Source organism: Kitasatospora atroaurantiaca, assembly GCF_007828955.1.
Taxonomy (GTDB): Bacteria; Actinomycetota; Actinomycetes; order Streptomycetales; family Streptomycetaceae; genus Kitasatospora; species Kitasatospora atroaurantiaca.
The window spans coordinates 4246795-4268759 of record NZ_VIVR01000001.1 but is presented as its reverse complement, the minus strand read 5'-3'; the positions used below and the strand labels follow the sequence as shown (position 1 = coordinate 4268759).

The 21965-nt window shown below is 71.7% G+C and carries 18 protein-coding genes, 2 tRNA genes and 1 riboswitch; of the genes, 15 read left to right on the top strand and 5 right to left on the bottom strand.

Features of this window, described 5'->3' with window-relative positions:
• Positions 1 to 183 precede the first annotated feature (183 nt).
• From FB465_RS19645 to FB465_RS19615, 7 genes are all read left to right on the top strand, one after another.
• Positions 184 to 1758 carry a TROVE domain-containing protein gene (locus FB465_RS19645; RefSeq protein WP_145792390.1) on the top strand — a complete coding sequence of 525 codons (1575 nt, stop codon included), beginning with the start codon at positions 184 to 186 and terminating at the stop codon, positions 1756 to 1758.
• Positions 1759 to 1828: 70 nt separating this feature from the next.
• Entirely contained in the window at positions 1829 to 3064 is a 1236-nt protein-coding gene (lhgO, locus tag FB465_RS19640) for an L-2-hydroxyglutarate oxidase (RefSeq protein WP_145792388.1), read from the top strand.
• A 73-nt stretch (positions 3065 to 3137) separates the two neighbouring features.
• Positions 3138 to 3968, top strand: coding sequence for a tRNA (guanosine(46)-N7)-methyltransferase TrmB (gene trmB / locus FB465_RS19635; RefSeq protein ID WP_211785821.1), 831 nt, complete (start codon positions 3138 to 3140; stop codon positions 3966 to 3968).
• Positions 3969 to 4093: 125 nt separating this feature from the next.
• Positions 4094 to 5347: a PrsW family intramembrane metalloprotease gene (locus FB465_RS19630; RefSeq protein WP_145792386.1), complete on the top strand. Its 1254-nt coding sequence runs from the start codon at positions 4094 to 4096 to the stop codon at positions 5345 to 5347.
• A gap of 55 nt (positions 5348 to 5402) precedes the next feature.
• Positions 5403 to 5476 (top strand) — tRNA-Met (locus FB465_RS19625).
• Positions 5477 to 5642: 166 nt separating this feature from the next.
• On the top strand, positions 5643 to 6530 hold the full coding sequence (locus FB465_RS19620; RefSeq protein ID WP_145797449.1) for a prohibitin family protein: 888 nt from the start codon (positions 5643 to 5645) through the stop codon (positions 6528 to 6530).
• Between the two features lie 397 nt (positions 6531 to 6927).
• A complete protein-coding gene (locus FB465_RS19615; RefSeq protein WP_145792384.1) occupies positions 6928 to 7857 on the top strand; it encodes a hypothetical protein in 930 nt (309 codons plus the stop codon).
• Between the two features lie 11 nt (positions 7858 to 7868).
• On the opposite strand, the gene FB465_RS19610 is transcribed toward FB465_RS19615, so the two are convergent.
• A complete protein-coding gene (locus FB465_RS19610) occupies positions 7869 to 8588 on the bottom strand; it encodes a class I SAM-dependent methyltransferase (RefSeq protein WP_145792382.1) in 720 nt (239 codons plus the stop codon).
• Positions 8589 to 8897: 309 nt separating this feature from the next.
• Between FB465_RS19610 and FB465_RS19605 the strand changes: the two genes are divergently transcribed.
• Positions 8898 to 8971, top strand: a tRNA-Met gene (locus tag FB465_RS19605).
• A gap of 83 nt (positions 8972 to 9054) precedes the next feature.
• On the opposite strand, the gene FB465_RS19600 is transcribed toward FB465_RS19605, so the two are convergent.
• Both FB465_RS19600 and FB465_RS35905 read right to left on the bottom strand, forming a co-directional pair.
• Positions 9055 to 9768, bottom strand: coding sequence for a sensor domain-containing protein (locus FB465_RS19600; protein WP_145792381.1), 714 nt, complete (start codon positions 9766 to 9768; stop codon positions 9055 to 9057).
• Positions 9769 to 9877: 109 nt separating this feature from the next.
• Entirely contained in the window at positions 9878 to 10447 is a 570-nt protein-coding gene (locus tag FB465_RS35905; protein ID WP_170290642.1) for a GNAT family N-acetyltransferase, read from the bottom strand.
• 42 nt (positions 10448 to 10489) lie between these two features.
• Here FB465_RS35905 and FB465_RS19590 point away from each other — a divergent pair, with 42 nt between their 5' ends.
• The 4 genes from FB465_RS19590 (at position 10490) to FB465_RS19575 (ending at position 18637) form a co-directional block, all read left to right on the top strand.
• Entirely contained in the window at positions 10490 to 11347 is an 858-nt protein-coding gene (locus tag FB465_RS19590) for a hypothetical protein (protein WP_170290641.1), read from the top strand.
• A 212-nt stretch (positions 11348 to 11559) separates the two neighbouring features.
• Positions 11560 to 13503, top strand: a complete 1944-nt coding sequence (locus FB465_RS19585) for a hypothetical protein (protein WP_145792376.1) — start codon at positions 11560 to 11562, stop codon at positions 13501 to 13503.
• Between the two features lie 22 nt (positions 13504 to 13525).
• Positions 13526 to 16390 (top strand): right-handed parallel beta-helix repeat-containing protein, encoded by a 2865-nt coding sequence (locus FB465_RS19580; protein ID WP_145792374.1) that lies wholly within the window; start codon positions 13526 to 13528, stop codon positions 16388 to 16390.
• 279 nt (positions 16391 to 16669) lie between these two features.
• On the top strand, positions 16670 to 18637 hold the full coding sequence (locus tag FB465_RS19575; RefSeq protein ID WP_145792372.1) for a hypothetical protein: 1968 nt from the start codon (positions 16670 to 16672) through the stop codon (positions 18635 to 18637).
• 60 nt (positions 18638 to 18697) lie between these two features.
• Here FB465_RS19575 and FB465_RS19570 read toward each other — a convergent pair whose 3' ends face one another.
• Positions 18698 to 19513 carry a M23 family metallopeptidase gene (locus tag FB465_RS19570; RefSeq protein ID WP_145792370.1) on the bottom strand — a complete coding sequence of 272 codons (816 nt, stop codon included), beginning with the start codon at positions 19511 to 19513 and terminating at the stop codon, positions 18698 to 18700.
• A 12-nt stretch (positions 19514 to 19525) separates the two neighbouring features.
• A riboswitch (cyclic di-AMP (ydaO/yuaA leader) is annotated at positions 19526 to 19690 on the bottom strand.
• Positions 19691 to 19906: 216 nt separating this feature from the next.
• On the opposite strand from FB465_RS19570, the gene FB465_RS19565 reads away from it, so the two are divergent.
• Entirely contained in the window at positions 19907 to 20197 is a 291-nt protein-coding gene (locus tag FB465_RS19565) for a YiaA/YiaB family inner membrane protein (RefSeq protein ID WP_145792369.1), read from the top strand.
• 14 nt (positions 20198 to 20211) lie between these two features.
• Here FB465_RS19565 and FB465_RS19560 read toward each other — a convergent pair whose 3' ends face one another.
• Entirely contained in the window at positions 20212 to 20418 is a 207-nt protein-coding gene (locus tag FB465_RS19560) for a tautomerase family protein (RefSeq protein ID WP_145792367.1), read from the bottom strand.
• A gap of 119 nt (positions 20419 to 20537) precedes the next feature.
• Here FB465_RS19560 and FB465_RS19555 point away from each other — a divergent pair, with 119 nt between their 5' ends.
• Together FB465_RS19555 and FB465_RS19550 are read left to right on the top strand one after the other, a co-directional pair.
• Positions 20538 to 21359 carry an alpha/beta fold hydrolase gene (locus FB465_RS19555; RefSeq protein WP_170290640.1) on the top strand — a complete coding sequence of 274 codons (822 nt, stop codon included), beginning with the start codon at positions 20538 to 20540 and terminating at the stop codon, positions 21357 to 21359.
• Complete coding sequence (locus FB465_RS19550) at positions 21359 to 21943, top strand: TetR/AcrR family transcriptional regulator (RefSeq protein ID WP_145792363.1); 585 nt, start codon at positions 21359 to 21361, stop codon at positions 21941 to 21943. Before FB465_RS19555 ends, FB465_RS19550 begins: the two co-directional genes overlap by 1 nt.
• The last annotated feature ends 22 nt before the right edge of the window (positions 21944 to 21965 follow it).

The following is a 21965-nucleotide window of genomic DNA, read 5'->3' as shown; positions in this document are numbered from 1 at the left end:
CCAGGCGGTCCCAGGTTCGAGTCCTGGACGGTCCGTGCGCGAGCACGGCCGGTAGCTCAGCTGGTAGAGTGCCTGACTGTTTACCTCCACCGAGGCCGGCTCACCGAAGCCGGCACCGATCTCGGGCGCCCCTTTCTCCAGCCGTGCCTCCCCTCCTTCTCCATCCCGTAGGGGGGCTTCAGCATGTCGCGCTTCAACATCCGCAAGGCCAAGGCCGGTCCGCTCTCGCCCGTGACGACCACCGGGCAGCGGACCGTCAACCACGCCGGCGGCACCGGACACCTCCGCGACGCGAAGTCCGAACTCTTCCTGCTCGCGGTCGCCAACCTCGTGGGCCAGGACACCTTCTACGAGAAGGGCGGCGACCGCGACGACCGCTTCACCGTGCTGGTCCGCGACCTCGCCGTCAGCGACCCGGAGTGGACGCTCGGCCTGCTCCGCTGGCTGCGCACCGAGGCCTTCATGCGGACCGCCGCCCTGGTCGGCGCCGCCGAGTTCACCCGGGCCCGGCTGGACGCCAAGGCCGCCGGGTTCTCCCGGCAGGCCGTCGACGCCGTGCTCCAGCGCCCGGACGAGCCGGGCGAGTTGCTCGCGTACTGGACCTCCCGGTACGGCCGCAACCTGCCCCAGCCGCTCAAGCGCGGCCTCGCGGACGCTGCCCGGCGCCTCTACAACGGCCGCGCGCTGCTGAAGTACGACACCGCTTCCAAGGGGTACCGCTTCGGCGACGTCCTTGAGCTGACACACCCGGCTCCGCACCCCGAGAAGCCGTGGCAGGGAGCGCTGTTCAAGTACGCGCTGGACCGTCGGCACCACCCGGACGAGGCCACTCCGCCCGCCGCCGACCGGCTGCTGACGGCCAACCGCGAGCTGCTCGCCCTGCCCGTGGAGCAGCGCCGTGCCGTGGTCACCGGCGAGGGCGGCGCGGAGCGGCTGGCCGCGGCCGGGCTGACCTGGGAGGCGCTGGCCGGCTGGCTGCAGGGCCCGCTGGACGCCGCCGTCTGGGAGGCGGTCATCCCGTCCATGGGGCCGATGGCACTGGTACGCAACCTGCGCAACTTCGACCAGGCGGGGGTCTCGGACGAGGTCGCCGCCGAGGTGGCGCGTCGGATCAGCGACCCCGCCGAGGTGGCGCGGTCCAAGCAGTTCCCGTTCCGCTACCTGGCCGCCCACCGCCACGCCCCGTCGCTGCGTTGGGGGCACGCGCTGGAGCGCGCCCTCGGGCACTCGCTGGCCAACGTGCCCTCGCTGCCCGGCCGTACGCTGATCCTGGTCGACCGCTCAGGATCGATGTTCGACCGGCCGAGCGCGCAGACCCAGCTCAACCGGGCCGACTCGGCGGCGATCTTCGGCACCGCGCTGAAGGTCCGGGCGGCCGACGCCGACCTGGTCGAGTTCGGCAACGACAGCCACCTGATCAAGGTCGGGAAGGGCGAGTCCGTCCTCAAGGTGCTGGAGCGCTTCCACGACCTGGGTGGCACCGAGACCGCCAAGGCCGTCCGTACGCACTACCGCCGCCACGACCGGGTGGTCATCGTCACCGACGAGCAGGCCTACCAGGCCTGGGGTGGCGACCCGCTCGCCGAGGTCCCGGCGCACATCCCGGTCTACACCTGGAACCTCGCGGGCTACCGCACCGGCCACGCCCTGTCCGGATCGGCCCACCGCCACACCTTCGGCGGCCTGTCCGACGCGGCCTTCCGGCTGATCCCGCTCCTCGAGGCGGGCCGCAACGCCGCCTGGCCCTGGGAGCGGTAGGCCCTCGACCGGCTCCTCCCGCCGTGACACGATCGGCGACACGATCGCTGCGACGGCGGGAGGAGCTGCGGTGGGTTACGACTTCGACGTACTGGTGGTGGGCGGCGGGATCGTGGGGCTGTCCACGGCCTACGCGCTGACCCTGGCGCGTCCGGGGCTCCGGGTGGCGCTGGTGGAGAAGGAGGAGTCCTTCGCCCAGCACCAGACGGGCCGCAACAGCGGGGTCATCCACAGCGGTGTGTACTACCGCCCGGGCTCGCTGAAGGCCAGGTACGCGACCTCCGGTGCGGCCGAGATGGTGGAGTTCTGCCGCGAGCACGGCATCCCGTACGAGGTGACCGGCAAGCTGATCGTGGCCACGGGCCGCGAGGAGCTGCCGCGCCTGCACGCGCTGGCCCGGCGCGGGCGGGAGAACGGCATCCCCGTCACCGAGCTGGACGCTGGCGGGATCGGCGAGTACGAGCCCGAGGTGACCGGCCTGGCCGGGCTGCACATCGGGACCACCGGCATCTGCGACTTCGCGGCCGTCGCCCTGAAGTACGCCGAACTCGCCGCGCAGGCGGGTGCGGTGCTGCGGACCGGCACCGAGCTGCGCGGCATCGCCCGGCGGGCGGACGGGGTGACCGTGCAGACCGCCGCCGGCGAGCTGCGCTGCGGCGTACTGGTGAACTGCGCCGGGCTGCACAGCGACCGGATCGCCCGGCTGGCCGGGGACGACCCGGGTGTGCGGATCGTCCCCTTCCGCGGCGAGTACTACGAACTCACCAAGGAGCGGCGGGACTTGGTACGCGGCCTGGTCTACCCGGTGCCGGACCCGGCGTTCCCCTTCCTCGGCGTGCACCTCACCCGAGGCGTGCACGGCGACGTCCACGTCGGCCCGAACGCCGTCCCCGCGCTGGCCCGTGAGGGCTACGACTGGCGCACCGTACGGCCGCGCGACCTCGCCGAGACGGTGCGCTTCCCCGGCACCTGGCACATCGCCCGGCGCCACTGGCGCTACGAGGTCGGCGAGTTGCACCGCTCGCTGTCCAAGCGGGCGTTCACGGTGGCGGTCCAGCGGCTGCTGCCGGCCGTCACGGCGGCCGACCTGGTGCCGGCCGCGGCGGGCGTGCGTGCCCAGGCGGTGGCCAGGGACGGCGCGCTGCTGGACGACTTCGCCTTCGCGGGCTTCGACCCCGACGACCCGTCCTCCGCCCGCCGGGTGGTGCACGTGCTGAACGCACCGTCCCCCGCCGCCACCGCCTCACTGCCGATCGGCCGCGAGGTCGCCCGCCGGGCGCTGGCGGCACTCGCGGCGAGCGGATAGGTCGGGCAGCCGGGAGGGGGATGCGTCACGCCCCGATCCGGCCCCGGACGTGCCCCCGTAGACTGGGGCGATTGTGACTGCCACCGCCCCCAGCCCCCAGCCCTCCCCGTCCGCCCGGCTCTCCGCCGCACCGGCCGGGTACCCCGCGCCGATGTACCCGCACCGGGCCACCGAGGCCCAGCACACCGAGCGCCGGATCCGCAGCTTCCAGCCGCGCCGAGGCCGGATGACCAACGCCCAGGCCGGTGCGCTCGACCGGGGCTGGGAGCAGTACGGCATAGCGATCGACGGCAGCCCGCTCGATCTGAAGACCCTCTTCGGCGGCCTCCCGGTCACCCTGGAGATCGGCTTCGGCATGGGCGAGACCACCGCCGCGATGGCGGCCGCCGACCCCGGCATGGGCATCCTGGCCGCCGATGTGCACACCCCCGGCCACGGGAACCTGCTCCAGCTGCTGGAGCGGAACGGCTCGGAGAACGTCCGGACGGCCGCCGGCGACGCGGTGATCCTGCTGCGCGACATGCTCACCGACGCCTCGCTGGCGGGCCTGCGGGTGTACTTCGCCGACCCGTGGCCAAAGCCGAAGCACCACAAGCGGCGGCTGGTCCAGCCGTCCTTCCTGGAGCTGGCGCTGCCCCGGCTCGCGCCCGGCGCCCTGGTGCACTGCGCGACCGACTGGGAGCCGTACGCCGAGCAGATGCTCGAGGTGCTCTCCGCCTCGCCCGAGCTGGAGAACCTGCACCCCGAGGGCGACGGCACCGGCTGGCTGGAGCCCGCCGACCACCCGGCCGGCAGCCTGCCCGGCTACGCGCCCCGGCCCGAGTGGCGCCCGGTCACCAAGTTCGAGCGGGCCGGGATGGCCAAGGGCCACGTGGTGCACGACCTGCTGTTCCGCCGCCGCTGAGGCCCCTGCCCGGGGGCCCGACGGCCCGGATCAGGGCCTGACGGACCGTCACCTGAAGTGATCATTTAGGTACGGATTGTGCCGAGGGCTCCCCCCGGAGCGTGTGGTTCCCCTACGCTGCCCGGGTGAGCAGTCCGTCCAGCGGCAGCCCATACCCCCACGCGCCGGTCCGCACCACGGTCGCCGCCGCTGCCGCCACAGACCCGCCCACGCGCGCCACCGGCACCCGGTCGATCCCGGGGCCCCGAGTGCGCCGGGCGAGCTGGCTGCTGCCCTGGCACCCGTACGTCGGGGTGGACAACCTGCTGCGCCGCGCGGCCGCGCTGCGCTACCCGGCGCTCTCCTCCGCCCTGGCCGCCTTGGCGCTGGCCGGCTGCGGGGTGCTGATCCTGCGGCTGGTGCACCGGCAGACCGGCACCACCGGCCTGCTGGTCGGTCTCGGCCTGGCGCTGTTGCCGCTGCCGTTCGTCCTGGGCGCGCTCGCCTGGCTCAACCAGACGGCCAGGGTCCCGCTGCGGCACACGCTGTTCTGCCTGGCCTGGGGGGCCTGCGCGGCGACCACCGTGGCGATCATGGCCAACGGCTGGGCCAGCGACTTCCTGATCGCCCACCAGGGCAGCGCACGCGGCGAGACGCTCGGGGCCGAGTTCGCGACCCCCCTGATCGAGGAGGCGGCCAAGGGTGCCGCCCTGCTGATGCTCCTGCTGCCGGTCCGCCGCCGGCTCCGATGTCGCGCCGAACGCACCTGCGCCGTCCTGGTCCGGCGCTCCCCGGCCCCGCTGCGCCGCTCCGCGCACCGGCTGCGGCTGACCGCCCGGCTCCGGCCGCGCCTGCGCCCGCTCCCGTACTTCCGCCCGCACCCGCGCGTCCGCACCCGCTCCCGGGCCCGCTCCAGCCCGCGCACCCTGGCCGCCGGGATCGTCCTGGGCGGGGTCACCGCCTGCGGCTTCGCGTTCACCGAGAACGCCCTCTACCTGGGCCGCGCCTTCACCGACGACCAGCAGTCCCGGCTGGACAGCATCGGGCTCGGCCAGCCCCCGAGCCTGCGCGACTTCGACAGCACCGTGCACACCTTCGTCCTGCGCGGCCTGCTCTCCCCGTTCGCGCACCCGCTGTTCACCGCACTCACCGGCCTGGGCATCGCGATCACCCTCACCACCGGCCGCCGCTGGCTGGCCCGGCTGGCCGCCCCCGCCGGGCTGCTGCTCTCGATGGCCCTGCACGGCACCTGGAACGCCGCCGCCGGGCTCGGCACCCACGGGTTCCTGCTGGTTTACGGGGCGCTGATGGTGCCGTGCTTCGCGACGCTGGTCTGCTTCGCCGTCTGGGCCAGGGCCCGGACGGCCCGGCACCCCGTGCGGCACCCGGTCCGCAGCTGACCCGGGATACGGATTTCCTTTCTGCGCAGCTCTCCCGTACTGTTGGGTTCACCGACGCGGGGTGGAGCAGCTCGGTAGCTCGCTGGGCTCATAACCCAGAGGTCGCAGGTTCAAATCCTGTCCCCGCTACTCAGTAGCACAGCAGGCCCGGCAGATTCTCTGCCGGGCCTGCTGCTTTTCCTGAAGTTCCCGCTCTCCCACGTTCTCTCCTGAACATCATCCGAAGCGCTCTCCCGGCCCGCCCGCAGCCCCTAGGCTCCGGGCGTCCTGCCGTCAGAACCCGAGAGACGTGACGATGCTCTACATCTCCCTGCTGCTCCTCGCCCTCGGCATCACGCTGGTCGTCCTCAGACGGCGCGAGGTCGTCGAATTCCGCCTCGCCACCCTCACCGGCATCCTGACCGGCGCCGTCGGGCTCCTCCTCGGGCTCAGCACCTTCACGTACGTGGTCGAGCCGTACGAGGTGGGCGTGCCGACCACCCTCGGCAAGGTGGGCACGACCTGGCAGTCCGGTCTGCACCTGAAGTCCCCGCTGACCGATGTGACCACCTTCTCGACCCGCCCGGCCGACCTCAACCTCACCGGCAACGACACCGTGGAGGTCCGGTCCTCCGAGGGCGGTGTGCTCTACGCCGACCTCACCGTGAAGTGGTCGATAGACCCCGAGCACACCCTGGCGCTCTACAAGCTGGCCGGCAGCGCGGAGGCCGTCCAGCAACGGCTGGTCTACCCGGACAGCCGGGAGATCGTCCGCAACGTCTTCGCCCGCCACACCGGCGTCGAGGGTTACAGCACGCAGCGGGAGGCGATAACCGCCGAGATCGACAAGCTGATCACCGCGCGGCTGGCCCCGCGCGGCATCCTGGTGAACGGCGTCAACCTGCGCAACGTCAAGCCGAGCGACGGCCTGCAGAAGGCGATCGACCAGAAGATCCAGCAGGACCAGGCCACCGCGCAGGCCGAGGCGGCGGTGCGCACCGCGAAGGCCGAGGCCGAGAAGCGGAAGATCGATTCCGAGAGCACGGCGGCGGCGAACACGGCGATCGCCAATTCGCTGACCGACAAGATCCTGATGAGCCAGTGCATCGAGGCCTTCAAGGCCGCCGCGGAGAAGAACCCGGTCTACGCGAGCCCCTGCGGCTCGGCCGGCACACCGGTGATCGTGGACGGCACGAAGAAGTAGCCCGCCCGATTTCCGAGAAAAAAGGCGTTGCCTCTTCGAAGGGTGCGTGCCTATCGTGGCGGCACACTGAAAGGAGGTGATCCTGAGTTGAGTACTTTCAGGATGTGTGAGGTGGCTGCTCGCTAGAGCCGCCCCTGCCTGAGCAGGTGAGGCCGTCCGGTCTCCCGCGGCACAGGCGAATCCACAGCAGTCACCCGGCCCGTGGGCTTACCGGAACATCCCCGGTGCCTCGGCCGCCGAGCCAGTCGACGGGCTCGGTGTGCCGAGGAGCAGCCCACGGGCCGTCTGCGTTCCCGCGCTCCCTGTCCGGCCTGCCGCCGTTCCGCTACAGTCGGCGACGACCGTACGGACCGGAACGACCGGTGTGCCTGTACGGGCCGCTCGGGGGAGGCAGTCGGTGGAACTCGAACGTCACGGCGAGCTCACTCCGCCGGTGAAGATCGGACTCGGCTCGGTACTCGGCGCCGGACTGCTCGGACTGACGCTGTACTCGGCGGCGAGCGAGGACTGGCCGGCCGTCCTCGGCGGCGGGCTGATGGTGGCCGCGACCTTCACGGTGGCCGGCGGCGGACTGGGCTTCCTCTTCGGCATACCGCGACTGCTCACCAGCGGTGCGGCCGCGCATCCCGCCGACCAGAGCGCCACCTCCACGGCGAGCTACGCCCCGAACACCAATCTGGAGCAGGTCTCCGACTGGCTGACGAAGATCCTGCTCGGCGCCGGCCTCACCCAGATCGGCACCCTTCCGCACCGGCTGCGCCAACTCGGCGACGCGCTGGCCCCGGTGGTCGGCGGCGACGAGGGCGCGGCCGGCTTCGCCGCGTCGCTCGCGGTGTACTTCACCGTGCTCGGCTTTCTGGCCGGCTGGCTGCTCACCCGTTTACTGCTGGCGCGCGCCCTGTCCGCCGCCGACCGGCAGACGCTGGCCGACTCGGTGAGCCAGACCGCCATCGCGGCGGGCTCCCTGGAGTTCAGCCCGGCTGAGGTCCGGAAGCTCTTCGACACCGGGGTGGAGGGCCTGCGCGTCCAGGCGCTCGCCCTGCTCCAGGGCCGCCCGGACGCGGAGAACGTCGACCTGATCGTCAAGGCGATCGACCGCCACCTCTCGCCGTTCGAACTGCTGCAGGCCCTGCTGGCCGCACGCGAGGCCGTCGCCCTCCCCGACCTGCCGGAGGCGCAGAAGGCCAGGCTGCGCGAGGCGGTGGCGTACAAGATGCGCAACCCCCGTACCGTGCCGCCCTATTCGCGTCGGCGCGTGGTCGCCGAGGAGGTGCTGCGGCGGGTCCCGCAGAGCACCGTCCCGGCGCAGGCCGCCAAAGCCGACTGACCGTCAGCTCTTCAGTGCTGCCGGCCGTTCCGGCGGCGGTGGTCGGCGGCGCGCAGCACCAGGACGCGGCGGGTCCGGCCGTCGCCCGGTCTGGCCATCCGCCGTACCTCGCTGGAGACTTGACGCCTCCCCAGGGCGGCCCGGAGCTCGTCGAGGTGCCGGCAGCGGCGGCCGGTGCCGTCGTGCAGGGGGTAGATCCGGACCTCGCCCTCGGGGGCGGTGACCCGGGCGAGTTCCAGTAAGCCGGCGAGCTGGCCGGCCGGCGGGAAGAGCGCCGGGTACGCGAAGAGCAGGTACGAGCTGAGGGTGAGCGCGAACGAGCCGTCGGCGAAGGGGAGTCGGGGCAGCGCGGCGGCGACGTAGCGCTCGGGGTGGGCGGAGCTGTCGGCGGCGAAGAGCCGGCGGGCCCGGTCCCAGCTGCGCAGGTACTTGTCGTACGGGAGATGACGGGGCGACAGGTACAGGTGCGGGGTCGCCGTCATCGCGGCGGCCATGGCGTCCCGCCCGGCCCGGGCGAGGGCGGTGAGGGCGGGCAGCGGCGCCGCGTACGCCGGGTCCGTGGCGATCACCCGGACGCCCAGCTCGCCGGCCTCGGCGGCGAGGCCGGCGGCGCCGCCCGGGCAGTCCAGAACGGGGCCCGGCACCGCGCTCAGTTCACTGCGGGTGAGGCCGAAGAGCTGGCAGTACTCGTCGAGCGGGCGGGAGGTGATCAGCATGGCAGGCGTGCTCACGGGGACTCCTGGGGCGGCGGCGTGCCTCCCCATCGGACCATGCTGGTCGCCCACTCGCCTCCGGGCGCTCGTACCCCCTGCCGACACTCTCCCCCAGCCTGGCGGCTGGGAGGTGCCCCCAGGCTCCGGCACTCTCCCCCAGCCCTCGGCCGGGGGGACCCCCATCGCTCGCTTGTCGCTCCTCCTTTTCGGCAGCGGCGCGCCCTTCGGCTCGGGACGGTGGCCCGCCGGGCCCGAATCCGCTGCTCGGGCCGCCGAATCCAATTGATTCGCTTTACCGGGCGGGAACGCATAGTGTGAGGGCAACGACGCGGGGTGGAGCAGCTCGGTAGCTCGCTGGGCTCATAACCCAGAGGTCGCAGGTTCAAATCCTGTCCCCGCTACTCAGTAACACGACAGGCCCGGCAGATTCTCTGCCGGGCCTGTCGTCGTACCGGCGCCTTCCCATCAGCGGGCGCCCTCTCCGTCAGCGGGCTCCGAGCAGGCCTCGGACCGCCAGCCGATGGACGTTGGCGAGCGCCCGGTTCAGCAGAGGCGTCAGGAAGACCAGGGCCAGACCGATCGCCGACACCGTTGCGATCTGCAGCGGCGAGGTGACGTAGTACTCGTAGTGCTTGCCGTCCTTGGTGAAGTCGAAGACCCGGTAGCCGGGCCAGGACGTGTAGCGGGCGAAGACCCAGTGGTAGAGCGGGTACAGCGCGACCACCCAGCCGGTGATCACGAAGGTCAGCGAGACCGAGAAGCTCAGCACCGTCCACGGGAACATCAGCACCTGGTAGAGCGCCGCCCGCCAGCCCGCGGCATCCGCCAGTCGGGCGGTGACACCACCCCAGAAGCCCTCTCGGGTGGGCCGGACGGGCGCGGGGGCGGTCACGTCGGTGGCGAGCAGGGTGCGGGCACGGTTGCGCTCCAGGGCGCCGAAGCCCCGGGCCCCCGAGAGCAGCAGGGCGAGCACGGGGAGGCCGAGCATCGTGACGACCAGGCCGAGGCCCGCCGAGAAGAGGATCACGACGAAGCTGAACCCCGCGACGGCGATGGGCAGGCCGCTGAGCAGGAAGCCCAGCTCACGGTAGGTGGCGGCCGCGAACGGGGCCCGCCGGAACGACGGACCGCGCTCCTCGCCGCTCTGGTGGCCGTGCGGCAGCCGGTACTCGGCGTGGCTCATGGTGCTGGTGGTCATCGCAGGCCCCTCGGTGTCATCCGTGCTCACCACTCCAAGGTGCCGGAGCCGCGCCGCCGCCGGTATGGAGCCCGCTGGCCGGTTCGGGGTGGGGTTCTCCCCACCCCCGTCATCCGGCGGGCCTCCGCCACTCGTCCTCCAGCAGCGAGTACTGCAGCGAGTCGTACCAGGTGTCCCGCAGGAAGAGGTCGTGCCGGATCCGGCCCTCCAGCTGGAAGCCGGCCTTGGTGAGCACCCGGGAGGAGGCGGCGTTCTCCGGGTCGACCCGGGCGGCCAGCCGGTGCAGGCCGAGGGCGCCGAAGCCGAAGTCGCAGAGCAGCCCGGTGATCTCGCTCGCGTAGCCCTGGCCCCAGGTGTCCCGGCGCAGCGCGTACCCGAGGAAGGCGGCGCGATCGCCCTCGATGCCGAGGACGGCGTTGCCGACCGGCACGGCGTACTCGGGCTCGCCGTCGGCGAGGAGGGTGACGGCGAGGCGGTAGACCGTGCGCGGGTCCTTCTCGGCCTCCTCCAGGTACAGCTCGATCTGGTCGGCGCAGTTCTCACGGTCCCGGGGCTCGAACGGCAGGTACCTGGCGGTCTCGGCGTCGCCGAAGATGGCATGCAGGGCGTCCACGTCACTCGGGGTGAGGTGGAACTCGCGGATCGCGAGGCGCGGGCCGGTGAGCCGTACGTGGTTCATGCCGCCCGACCCTACGCCGGTCGCAGCGGATACCGTTTGAGGGTGAACGACGAAGACCTGCAGCTCGCCCCGCGTACCCGTGCCACCGACCTGCTGGCCTGGGCCGCCGACGAGGGCCTGGAGCCGGTGCCCGAGGATGCGCTGCGGGCGGTGCTGACGCTGCTGGAACTCGGGGACGGGCGGATGCACGACGGCTACCCCGAGCTCAGCTCGCCGGTGGTGGAGCAGCTGCTGTACGAGCGCCTGTACATGTACGTGCAGCCCGAGGCCGATCCGGAGGCGTACGGGCGGGCGGTGCGGCTGCTGATCGACCATCAGCGGGCGACGAAGCGGCTGAACGCCAAGCGGCAGGAACGGCTGCACGCCGAGGCGGAGTGGCAGGGGGAGCTGCTCTGCGGGCTGCTGCGCCAGCCGCACCTGGTCACCTGGCCGCGCCTGTACGCGCTGCTGCTGCGGGCGGACGGGGTGGACACGGCCGACCCGGCGGCCGTCCGGGCCTGGCTGGACGCCTTCCGCGAGCTGAGCGAGGAGGAGCGGGTCGCGGCCTTCGACTCCCTGGAGGCACTCGACCGGGTGGAGGACGACGGCGGCTGGGGCCGTACCCGGCTGCTGTCCATCGGGATGGCCACGGACGGCGCGCGGATGCTCCTCGAGAACCGGCTGATGCAGCGCAGCTACCGCAACCTGGCCGGCCTCAACGCACTCGGCCTGCCGATGCCGTCCGAGCTGTCGGGCGACTTCGACGGCTTCGAGGCAGCGGTGGCGGCCGAGGCGCTGCGGCTGTGCGGCGAGTGGACGGTGCCCGGGCTGCCGGCGCTGCTGGTGGAGGAGTACCCGGACCTGGCTCCGGAGCCGGGCACCGAGGAGATCGAGGCGTACCTGTCGGAGCAGGAGGCGTAACGGCCCTCCGGGGGCGACCTTTTGCCAAAGTGTGATCCCATCTGGCCGAATTCGATCACTCCTGGCTGATAGAAAGTGAGATCTGCCGGGCCCTGTGTCCGGCCGGGGGGACTCCAGTGACAGCCGTGGTGCTCTGTGCTGCGCCGACTGCCGCCGCCGAGCCGTGCCCCGGCTCGCCCCCGGCAGCTCATCTCTCGTCACTGGAGCACACGATGGACCGGGCCTACGCCCTCGTACCCGCCTCCCACCGGCTTGGCCGTCTTGCGCTCGCCGGGGTCGCGGCGCTGACCCTGGCTGCCGCTGCCACGCCTGCCACCGCGGCCACCCCCGTGCCCGCCCCGCACGCCGACGCCCCCGTGCCGCCGCCCGCGCAGAGCGGCAAGTTCGTCCAGACCCCGCTCACCCGCATCCTGGACACCCGCAGCGCGATCGGCGTCCCCGGCGACACCCAGGTGCCCAGCGGCACGAGCATCAAGGTCGCCACCAAGCTCCCGGCCGACGCCAAGGCCGTGGTCATGAACGTCACCGTGACCAAGCCGACCAGCAGCGGCTACCTGACGGTCTATCCGGACGGCGCCCAGCGGCCGACCACCTCGAACCTCAACTTCACCGCCGGCCAGACCATCCCCAACTCGGTCACCGTCCCGGTCACCAACGGCTACGTCGACTTCTACAACTTCGGCGGCAGCGCCGACGTCATCGCCGACCTGGCCGGCTACTACACCGACGACGCCGCGACGACGGGATCCTCGTACGTGCCGGTGGCGCCGGGCCGCGTACTCGACACCCGGAAGCCGATCGGCACGCCGACGGTGGCGCCGGTCGGCGGCGGCAAGACGCTGAACCTCAAGCTGGCGGGCACCCAGGGCATCCCCGCGCAGGGCGCGACTGCGGTCGTCCTGAACGTCACCGCCACCGGGGCGACGGCCGGCAGCTACCTCACCGTCTTCCCGCACGGCACCGAGCGGCCGACGACCTCGAACCTCAACTTCGGCCCCAACCAGACCATCCCCAACCTGGTCACCGTCCCGCTCGGCGAGGACGGCAGCGTCGACATCTACAACCTCAGCGGCAACGTCGACGTCGTCGCCGACATCTTCGGCTACTACCAGAGCGCCCCGACCGGCGCGGGCTTCACCCCGACCGGCCCCAAGCGCATGATCGACACCCGCGCGGACGGCAACCACCCCATCGGTCCCGGCGCCACCCTCAACCTGTCGACCGCCCTCGGCGGCCTCGGCACCACCAAGGTCTCCGCCGTCGTCCTCAACGTCACCGCCACCCGCGCCACCGCCGGCGGCTACCTGACGGTCTTCCCCGGCAACGGCACCGGCCGTCCCACCACCTCGAACCTCAACTTCACCGCCGGCCAGACCATCCCCAACCTGGTCGTCGTCCCGGTCGACGACTCCGGGCTGATCAACATCTACAACTTCGCCGGCTCGACGGACGTCATCGTCGACCTCTTCGGCTACTTCACCGACCCGGCGGGCGGCCCGACGGACCTGAAGTTCGGCACCGGCACCAGCCAGTACGGCCAGTGCGGCGCACCCGCTCCCGGGCCCTGGCAGCCCGTCTCGGAGGGCGACTCCGCCACCGTGGGCGCCATGCCGGGACCGTTCCAGGGCTCGGCTCAGCAGCCGTCCGACATCCAGGTCCGGTTCGTGGTGACCGACCCGGCCGGAAACATCAGCAACTACTCGGCGACCTCGGGCTTCGGCGCGAACAAGAGCGTCTGGCTCGCCAAGCCGGTGAGCGGTGCGTACAGCTGGTACGCCTACGCGACCGACGGCAAGACGTCCTCCGCCCCCAGCAAGCCGTGCTTCTTCCAGGTGGACGGCGACTCCCGCATCACCGGAGTGACCGTCACCTCCAACGGCGTCGAGGGGCAGATCTTCCAGGGCATGCCCCTGACCTTCACCTTCACCGCGACCTCCACCGGCTCGACCGACGGCAAGAACATCAGCGGCTTCTGCTACGCCATGAACCAGGCTCCTTCGGTCGGTTGCTCCCAGATCCCCGCAGTGAACGGCAAGGCGACGGTGAACCTGACCACCGGTCAGTGGGGCAGCCAGGCCCTCTACGTCCAGGCCTTCACCGCCTCCGGCTGGACGGGCGCGCCGACCATCTTCACCTACTACGTCCGCTGGCAGTAGCAGCCTCTCACCGGAGTTTCGCATGCGTCCCAGACAACTCGCCGCGGTCACCGCGCTCGTGCTCGCCACCGGCGGGCTCGCCGCGGTGACCGGCCCGGAGGCCGGCGCCTTCGACGCCATCGTGTACGTCAACAACACCTCGCCCGACTGCACGGACGACCCCGTCCACGTCCACAGCGAAGCCGTCCCGTTCTGCACCCTGCAGTCGGCCTCCGAGTCGGCTTTCCCTGGTCAGACCGTGCAGACCTCGGGCGGCAGTTACAACGAGGACCTGGTCATCACCGCCTCGGGCATGAAGGACCACCCGGTCACCTACAAGGGGCTGCGCACCAAGTCCGTGACCGTCAAGGGAGCCCACGATGTGGTGTTCACCCAGGGTGCGTTCAACAGCCGCTACACGACCGGCCTGACGATCACCGACTCCAGCCGGGTGACGGTGGAGCAGAGCGGCTTCCAGGGCAACCGGATCCCTCAGGCCGGGACGAAGGCGCCGGTCACGCTGGCGATCAACGGCCTGAGCAGCGAGATCACCGTCCGTCGGAGTGAGTTCCAGTTCTCCGCAGGCTCGGCCGTGAGCATCGGCGCGGGTGTCACGGGCACCGTCTTCACCACCAACTACGTGCACGGCATGGCCGGTCCGGTGATCGACGTGCAGGACGCCCCTGGCACGGTGATCACCGGCAACACGATCATCTGGCCGTGCGGCTCCGCCATCGTGCTGAACGGAGGCTCCACAGGTTCCTCCGTCCAGAACAACATCAGCGCACGGGACCAGTCCCAGTGGACAAGCGGTATGCCCTGCCTCGGCACGAGCAGTGATCCCGACATCGCAGTGGCGGACTCGTCCGCTCAGCAGACGACGATCGACTACAACCTGCTCAAGCCGACTGCCGACAGCGAGCCGTACTCCTGGGGCGGTGTCGCATACTCGCTGAAGGACTTTCAGGCGAAGAGCGGCCAGGGCACGCACGAGCTCTACGCCGACCCGCAACTCTCCGCACCCGACCCGTGGTTCCCGCACCTGGCCGAGGGCTCGCCGGCCATCGACTCGGCCAACCCGGTCGCGCCCGGTGAGCTGCCGACCGACCTGCAGCTCGCCAGCCGGACCCGGGACGTGCTGGTGAAGCCTCTCAACGGATCCACGCACGACCGTGGGGCGTTCGAGCTCACCAACACCCTCCAGCTCGGGGACGCCGTCGAGGTCGACCACCCGCGTGGGCCGTTTCCGCTGCCGGTGCACGCCATCGTCCCGGTGACCAGCGCCGGTACCGTCCCGGTGCAGTACACCTTCGACTTCGGCGACGGCAGTGCGCCGGTCACGACCGACAAGCCGTACGCGGACCACACGTACGACCATGTCGCATCCGGCCCGTTCTACAGCATCGCCGCCAAGGTCACCTCTCCGTTCGGCCCGGTGACGACGGTCCATTCGCCCGGCATGGTCACGGTCGTCCCGCCGACTCCGCTGCAGGCGGCACTGACCGTCGGCCCGGACACCTACTCCCATGCCGCGATGGGTGTGAACGCCGACAGCTCGGCCTCGGCGCACGACTGGCCCATCGTCAAGCGGGTGTACGACTTCGGCGACGCGACGCAGCCCACGGATTCGACCTACGACAGCAGCGTGCACCTGTACTCGAAGACGGGCACCTACACCGTCACGGTGACGGAGACCGACAGCATCGGCCGGACGTCCTCCGCCACTCAGCAGACCACCGTAGGCGCCGTCTATGCCCCGCTCACGCCCACCCGCGTGCTCGACACCCGGTACGGTACCGGCGCGCCCAAGCAGCGCGTCGGCGCGAGCGGCGAGCTGAGGCTCAAGCTGCGCGGGGTGGCCGGGCTGCCCAACACCGCAGTCGGCATGACCACCGCCGTCCTCAACGTGACCGTGGTCAATCCGTCCTCGGGTGGCTTCGTGACCGCGTACCCGGACAGCATGCCGCGGCCGACGAGCTCCAACCTCAACTTCGAGGCGGGGCAGACGGTGTCCAACCTGGTCGTGGTGCCGGTGGGCTCCGACGGCTCGGTGAAGCTGTACAACTTCTCGGCCGGCACCGATCTGGTCGCCGACCTCCAGGGCTACTACTTCGACGGCCCGAGCGGCGGCCCGGAGAAGCCGAGCAGCCTCAACCGCACCACCCCGACCCGGGTTCTGGACACCCGGTACGGCACCGGCTCGCCGCAGCAGACGCAGGTCGGCAACGGCGCGACCGTCGATCTGCAGGTCACCGGTACCGCCGGGGTCCCCGCCGGTGCCACCGCTGTGATGCTCAACGTGACGGCCGCCGCGCCCGCTTCGGCCGGCTATGTGACGGTCTACCCGACCGGCAGCGCCCGGCCGACCGCCTCGAACCTCAACTTCGGGGCCGGGCGGGACACCGCCAACCTGGTGATCGTCCCGATCGGCAAGGACGGCAAGGTCTCGCTGTACAACTTCTCGGCAGGCGTGGGTCTGGTGGCCGACCTGGTGGGCTACTTCACGCCGCTGGATGCCCAGAACCACCCGTTCGTCTTCACCCTGCCCAGCCGGGTGCTCGACACGCGGACCGGTAACGGAGCGCCCGTGGCCCGGCTCGGCGCCGGCAAGTCCCTGCGGGTGAAGGTGGCGGGCCGCGAGCTGGGCGGCTCGGCCGGGACCGTCCCGGACCACGTCACCGCTGTGCTGGTGAACCTGACCGCCGTGAGCGGTACGGCGAACAGCTACGTGACGGCCTACGCGGGCGGCACCACCCGGCCCGGCACCTCCACGGTGAACTTCCCGGCCTGGAAGGTCGTGCCGAACCTGGCGCTGGTGCCGGTTGGCGCCGACGGCACCATCGAGCTGTACAACTTCGCGGGCGATGTCGACCTGGTCGCCGACCTCGCGGGGTACTACTTCAACTGAGTGAGCGGAGAGGGCGCCCGCCGATGAGCCGGTGGGCGCCCTCTCGGCGTATGCGGTGGGGCCTGAGGACACGAGGGCCCTCCGGGGGCGACCTTTTGCCAAAGTGTGATCGGCCCCGGTGGGGATCCGGTCTTCAGCGCCTGGTACAAGTGTTCTGCCGGGCCCTGTGTCTGGCTGGGGGGACTCCAGTGGCAACCGTGGCGCACTGTGCTGCGCGGGCTGCCGACGCAGAGCCGTACCTCGGCGGCCCGGCACCGTCTCTCGTCCCTGGAGTAGTCGATGGACCGGGCTTCCGCCCACGTAACCTCCCCGCACCGTCTGGGCCGCTTCGCGCTGGCCGGGCTGACCGCGCTGGCGCTGGCCGCCGCTGCGACGCCGGCCTCGGCCGCCCCCGCCGCCACCTTGAACACCGCGCCGAACGTCGCACCGCACGCCGACGCCCCCGTGCCGCCGCCGGCGCAGCCCGGCAAGTTCGTGCAGACCGAGCTCACCCGCATCCTGGACACCCGGCACGCGATCGGTGTCCCCGGGACGACCCCGGTGCCGGGCGGTGCCGCCATCAAGGTGGCCACCCAGCTGCCCGCGGATGCCAAGGCCGTGGTCATGAACGTCACCGTGACCGGGACGACCGCCGCCGGCTACCTGACGGTCTACCCGGACGGCATCGCGCGGCCGACCACCTCGAACCTCAACTTCGTGGCCGGTCAGACCGTCCCCAACCTGGTCACCGTGCCGGTCACCAACGGGTACGTCGACTTCTACAACTTCGGCGGCAGCGCGGACGTCATCGCCGACCTGGCCGGCTACTACTCCGACAGCTCCGCCACGCCGGGCTCCTCGTACGTGCCGGTGGCCCCGAGCCGGGTGCTCGACACCCGAGGTCCGGTCGGTACCGGGACCAAGGCGCCGATCGGCGCAGGCTCGACGCTCAACCTGAAGGTCGCGGGCACCTCCGCCGTCCCGGCCAAGGGCGCCACCGCCGTGGTGCTCAACGTGACCGCGACGAAGGCGACCGCCGCGAGCTACCTGACGGTCTATCCGCACGGCACGACGCAGCCCGCCACCTCGAACCTCAACTTCGTGGCCGACCAGACCGTCCCCAACCTGGTCACCGTCCCGCTCGGCGAGGACGGCAGTGTCGACATCTACAACCTCAGCGGGAGCGTCGACGCCGTCGCCGACGTCTTCGGCTACTACCAGTCGGCCCCGACCGGCGCCGGGTTCACCCCGGTCTCGCCCAAGCGCGTGCTGGACACCCGGTCCGGCCTGGGCTGGCAGACGACTCAGCCGATCGGCCCGGACAGCCACATCTGGCTCACCGTCCCCGGCCGGAACGGCGTGCCGTTGACCGGGACGACGGCGGTCGTGCTCAACGTGACCGCCACCGACGCCACGGCCGACAGCTACCTGACGGTCTCCCCGAGCAACGCACCGCGCCCCACCACGTCGAACCTCAACTTCCGGGCCCGTACGACCACCTCGAACCTGGTGATCGTGCCGGTCGGGAACAACGGGAGCATCGACATCTACAACCGGTTCGGCACCGTGAACGTCGTGGCCGACGTGTTCGGCTACTTCAAGATGCCGCTGAACGGGCCCTCGGACCTGAACTACGGCGTCCGGTACGAGGGCGCTCCGAGCTGCGCCCCGGCCGTCCTGGGGCTGGCGCAGCCCAAGTACGTCACCGCGACGGACCGGGTGTTCGACCTCCACTCGCGGGTGGCGGCGGTCCCCGGTTCGACCGGGCCCATCTGGGGGCAGTTCGTCCTCACCGGCCCCGAGGGCACCGAGAACCACCGCAGTGACCAGGTGGCCGGCGATCCGGCCTTCCAGCAGACCCGGCTCACCAACCTGACGCCCGGGGCCGTCTACACCTGGTACACGTACAGCACCGACGGCACCCACGCCTCGGAGCCGAGCCTCCCGTGCACCTTCAAGGTCGGTACCTTCGGCGTTCCGGACGATCCCCGTGTCGCCACCGACGCCAAGGAGATCCACCAGGGCGACACGGTCAAGCTGACCATCACCGGTACGACCGCGAGCACCGCGCCGGGAGACCAGGTCGACTCGTTCGTCTACTGCGGGCCGAGTGGCTGCGGCACCGTGAAGGCCGTCAACGGCAGCGCGACGGTCTCGGTCGTCGCGACCGACAAGTACGATCTGGCGGTCAGGGCCACCGCGAAGACCGTCGTCGGGCAGCTCGGCCTGGCTTCGAACTACGGCTGGGGCATCACCCCGTCCTCCTGATCCCACGACAGAGCCCCGATGCGTCCACCGGCCGGTGGACGCATCGGGGCTCTCCGTATGTCAGGGGTTGACGCCGTGGGCCCGCAGCCACTCCAGCGGGTCGATCGGCGCGCCGCCGCCGGGGCGGACCTCCAGGTGGAGGTGGGGCTCGGTGACGTTGCCCGTGGCACCGACCTTTCCGAGGACGGCGCCCGGGGCGACCGTGCCGGAGGCGGCGGTGATCGAGGAGAGGTGGCAGTACCAGATCTCGGTGCCGTCGGGCAGGGTCTGGATCACCCGGTACCCGTACGACCCGGACCAGCCCGCCGAGGTGACGGTGCCGGCGCCGACGGCGGTGACCGGGGCGCCGGTGGGGGCGGTGAAGTCGAGACCGGGGTGCAGGTGCGCCCAGTACGAGGCCGACTGGCCGTAGTGCGCGGTCAGGGTGTACCCGGCGGTCGGCAGGGTGAAGGTACCGGGTCCGGCCTGCTCCGGCCCCACCTCGGCCCGGGCCTCGGCCTGCCGGACGGCGGCACGCTTGGCGGCGGCCTCCTCGGCGGCGGCGAGCCGGGCGGACTCCTCGGCGGTGCGCTGCCCGTCGGCCTGCTGCTGGATGCGGGCGGCGAGGGCGAGGCCGGGGTCGGCGGCAAGGGCGCTGCCCGACGCCTCGTCAGGAGCCGAGACGGCCGGCGCCGGGGTGGCGGCCGCAGCCTGGCCGGCGGCCGCGAAACCGGTGGCCCCGAGCGAGGCGGCCATCGCGGTGACGCCGATCAGCGGACCGGCGCTGCGCGGCTGGCGGGGAACCCGGTGCCGGGCGGCGTCGGCGGCCTGCGGCCAGGGGTGTTCGAGCAGCTGGGTGGCTGCCGCGGGGTTCGCGGGGGAGTGCGTCGACGCCACGGAGGCGCGCTCCTTTCCTTCCTTCGCGCCTACCGGGTTAGCTGACGGGTTCGGAGCAGGAAGGTCTCCTACGGCCGGGTTCTGGGGCCCGGCCGATTCACCCCAAGGAACGGTGGTTCCCCGGCTCCCGGGCCTGCCGCTTTCGGGCGGGCCCTGAGGATTAGGCGACGGCGCACGGTGCCGTTCGGGTACGGCGTTGCCGACCGCGCTGCGTTATCAGACGTTAATCCCAGGAGCCCGTGATTCCAAGCGCCTTGAGGGACGGAGTACACCGCCCCCGGGGCAGGATGGGCGATTTGTGACGATTGGCCAGCTCGGTCGTGACAGCGGGTGACCGGCAATTGAGTATCCGTACTCATGTGTTGTGAAGGGGAGTTGGGGACCCTTTCACGCATGAACGCACCGATGCAGTCACGCACGACGGCCGCGTACTTCGTCCAGGCCGTCATCTCCTTCGCCCTCGCGACCTCGGCCCTGGCTCTCGGGATCGCCTACCTCCCGGTCGGCGCCTGGATGCGCGCCTTCCTGGCGGTCGGCCTGCTGTACGAGATCACCTCGGCGTTCACGCTCGCCAAGGTGATCCGGGACCGCCAGGAGGCGGGCGAGATCACCACCCGGGTCGACCAGGCCCGGCTGGAGAAGCTGCTGGCCGAGCACGACCCGTTCAAGGTGGAGGGCATCTAGACCTCCGAGGGGTCTCAGCTTTCCGCGGCCTTGTGGGCCTTCTCGGCGTAGGTCTCGCCGCCCGCCGACCAGTTCTGCGCGGGGATCTCCTCGATCGCCACCCAGATGTTCTCCGGCTTCACCCCGGTGATCCGGGCGTAGGTCGCGGTGAGCTCGCGGGCGATCTCGGCCTTCTGCTCATCGCTTCGGCCGGCCAGCTGCTTGACGTTGATGAACGGCATGACGGCTCCTCGGGGTTCGACTCCGCCGCACCGTACAACATCCACCGCGCGCCCTCTTGACGGCTAAAGCTATTAGCCATAGCTTTATGGCTATCAGCAGACGCCCAAGGAGGCTCGCAATGACCAGCACCCAGTTCCTCGACATCCCCGGCGGCCGGCTCGCCTTCGACGACTCGGCGAAGGACACCGACGCCGCGACCGGCACCCCCGTCGTGCTGCTCCCCGGCATGTGGGACTCCCGCACCGCGTACCGGCACCTGCTCCCGCTGCTCACGGCGGCCGGCCGCCGGGTCATCACCATGGACCTGCGCGGCTTCGGCGAGTCCTCGATCGCCTGGGACGACTACTCCCCCGCCGCGATCGCCGAGGACGTGCTGGCCCTCCTCGACCACCTGGGCATCGAGCGCGCCGTCCTGGTCGGCAACTCCTACACCGGCGCCACCGTGGTCAGGGCGGCCGGCCAGGCCCCCGAGCGGGTGGCCGGCATCGCCCTGATCGACGCCTTCATCGAGAACCTGCCGCAGAACGCCTTCCAGCGCGGCCTGGCCAAGACGCTCGGCGCCGCCACCCTGCGCTTCCCCGCCATCTGGGGCAGGTACCAGAAGCTGGCCTATCCCACCGCCAAGCCCGCCGACTTCGAGGAGTACCGCACGGCGCTGGTAGCCGCGCTGCGAACCCCGGGCCGCAAGGTCGCCACCAAGGGCTACGCCGACGGCGACCCGTCCCCGGTCGGCTGGAGCGAGGCCGTGAGCTGCCCCGCCCTGGTGATCATGGGCAGCAAGGACCCGGACTTCCCGAAGCCGGCCGCGGTCGCCGAGCGCCAAGCCCAGGCCCTGAAGGCCCGTAAGGTGATGATCGACGGTGCCGGGCACTACCCGATGGCGGAGTTCCCGCAGGCCACCGCCGATGCCCTGCTCCCCTTCCTGCACGAGGTCGCCTGATGCCCAGGGTCGGACTCACCCCCGCCGCCGTCGTCGCCCATGCCCTGGAGCTGATCGACGAACAGGGCGCCGAAGCGCTCACCCTGGCCGCCGTTGCCACCCGGGCGGGCGTCGCCACCCCCTCCCTCTATAAGCACGTCACCGGCGGCCTGGCCGAACTCCGCCGTCTGATCGCGGTACGGGTGACCGAGGAACTCGCCGAGCAGCTCGCCACCGCCGTGGTCGGCCGGAGCGGGGACGACGCGGTGCAGGCGCTGCTGCGGGCCTACCTCGGGTACGCGAGCAGGTACCCGCAGCGCTACGCGGCCCTGCCGCAGGCCCCGCAGGAGGACGCCGACCTGACGCAGGCGGCCGCCCGGCTGGTCGGGGTGATCCTGGCGGTGCTGCGCGGGTACGGGCTGGAAGGCGAGGAGGCGATCCATGCGGCCCGGACGGTGCGCTCGACGGCGCACGGCTTCGCCTCGCTGACCACCGGCGGGGCGTTCCGGCTGGCGGCGGACCTGGCGGTCACCGAGGACCGGCTGGTCCGGGTGCTGACGGAGGGGCTGAAGGCCTGGCCCCAGGCCTCCGGCCCCACTGCTTGACGCGGTGGCGGCCCAGGGCGCA